Below are 2,255 nucleotides of genomic sequence, written 5' to 3'. Positions count from 1 at the left end.
ATAATTAATTCGGTTGTGTTGCATTTTAACATAACACGCCGTTAGAAAGAGCCTGCGGCCAGAGGAAAAAGGAAATTCGTATGGATGACGTTTTAGAAAACATAAATAAGTTTATTGAGAAATGCAATTGGACCTTTGCAAAAACTTATGCAGACACATGGCCACATGAATATATTGTACAAGAAAAGGTCCAAAATGATTTATTTGTATTATTTGCCAATTTCATTGATATCAATGGTTACAAGGAATTGTTTTATCAAAAAACTGTCGTCTATCTTGATATAGGTGACTTCACTTATTGGCATATGGGAAATATAATAAACAGATGTATTTTATGTGACACTTACCATAGAAGAGAAGCTGATGGTCGTCTTCCGATTGAGAATGAGAAATATATAAAAAAAATGAATGGAAATATTGCACGAGAAATATCGCTAAGTTGGAAAATATTTGACAGATGGAATATTAGTACAAAAAAAAGTAGCAGTGTTTGGTATGATTTCGATCAGCTAATTCCATTTTACAACCAAATCGTTGAGTCTCAATTTCAAAAGTTATATCCTTTATTGGAAAAATGGAACCATATTCTTTCAGAATATGGCGGAGATCCAACAAATGAAAATTGGGAAAAATTTCGACCATTAAGGTTGTCAAGAGAAGAAGATTGGTCGGATTGGTTGGCTTTTTTACTGGAAAATTCCAAAACCGGCACCTTTGCAAAACATTTATTCAAAATACAAAATATTGAAGCTTTAAATTATTCAAAACCAGCATATGTTACCAGAGAAGAAATTAGCAGTAATTATAGATCAGACATAATTATCAAGTGGAAAAATGAAATATATACACATATAGAAGTAAAGACTGGTGATATGAGTTTATCGAAAACTTTCGAAACAAGCGAATCATTTAGGAATAAGCATTCTGTAAATAAAAACAACTGGTATAATTATATTTTACTTATGTCTAATCAAATTCCAGATTGGGAAAAAATAATAGAATTAACTGCAAAATCTATAGAAATAAAAAGTATAACTTGGGAAGATGTTTCAATCTCCCTAAGGAAATCATTGTTTAGCGAAGAATCAATAGTTTGGAAAACTTGGGCAATTACTTTTATAGGTGCAATTGAACAATTGCTAATTGGATTTCAAGGATATCTTGTATTGCATAAGCCAAGAGAACAAGTCGAAATAAAGATTGATATACTAGAAAAAGGATTGTGTTATGAGTCGTGAAATAGATACATTTATTAATGAAGGTTTTTCTCGCTATAAAAAGGCCACGGACGTATACAATACATTTCGGAAAGAACTTCAGAATAAATTGCAGTTAATACTTAAGACACGTCAGGACTGGGGATTGGTGGTACCGCAATTAGAAAGTATAAAAAGTACAACATTTTGGCCTGAATATCCTTTGCTCAATGCCCGAATCACTTGTGAGTATAAAGAAAAACAACTAATTATTGTAATTGCAGTAAACTGGTATCAATCTGAAACTGATATACCATTTTTGGGGTTATGGATTGAGAAGGGAAAAGAATTTTGGCTAACACAGGATCAATTTAATTGGAATAGTCAATTTAAATACATTGACCATGGACTACGTTTTTACCCAAATCCGGAAAACTATGGTTTAGAAGAACATTTTAACGATTTATTAGATGAATTCTTAAGGTATATAAAAGATTTAGAAGATAAATCCGAATTTCTAACAACCGGTTCAACCTGAGCGCGAGAAGCACGGCGGTGCTGCACGGAAAGGTCATTGGCACGCCAGGTTAACCGGAGCGTTAGGCAACAATTATTTAAAAGGTAAATGATGATAAAATATTCAGCTTATTTAGTGGATACAAGAAACGCTAAGAGAATAATCACTTGTGTGTAAATCCCAATCTTGTTAAACCTTTTCTTACCAACTCATCTTTCATTAAATATTTCCAGACAAAACCGCTCCTATAATTTTCTATCATTAAAAGCATCGGACCTTGATCAATTCCGAGATTGTCTTTATCAAACCAGTTAAGGGTTGGATTGAAAGAATCAACAAATCCGTATTTACCCCAGAGACCTTTTTCACCATAATTTTTGTAAAGCGAATTTAACGTTGGGATACAAATCTCCGGTGCAAAAGGAATGGATGAACCGGCAGCGTAGGGAGCAATCGTACCATCATCAAAAGTAGAATCTGGTCCGGAAGTGCCACGCGCCGAGTAACCAAAAAATTTTTTTCCGTCAAAATTATAACTATCA

General features: G+C 33.2%; 2 protein-coding genes. One reads left to right on the top strand and one right to left on the bottom strand.

The window, feature by feature from the left end:
- Positions 1-1,227 precede the first annotated feature (1,227 nt).
- A complete protein-coding gene (locus GW846_06440; protein NDK10383.1) occupies positions 1,228-1,821 on the top strand; it encodes a hypothetical protein in 594 nt (197 codons plus the stop codon).
- Positions 1,822-1,864: 43 nt separating this feature from the next.
- Here the strand turns inward: GW846_06440 and GW846_06435 are convergent.
- A partial coding sequence (locus GW846_06435) for a Tat pathway signal protein (GenBank protein NDK10382.1) occupies positions 1,865-2,255 on the bottom strand: 391 nt, incomplete at its 5' end.

This window comes from Candidatus Gracilibacteria bacterium (assembly GCA_010119145.1).
GTDB lineage: Bacteria > Patescibacteriota > Gracilibacteria > BD1-5 > UBA6164 > JAACSU01.
This window is presented reverse-complemented; position numbering and strand designations above follow the sequence as displayed.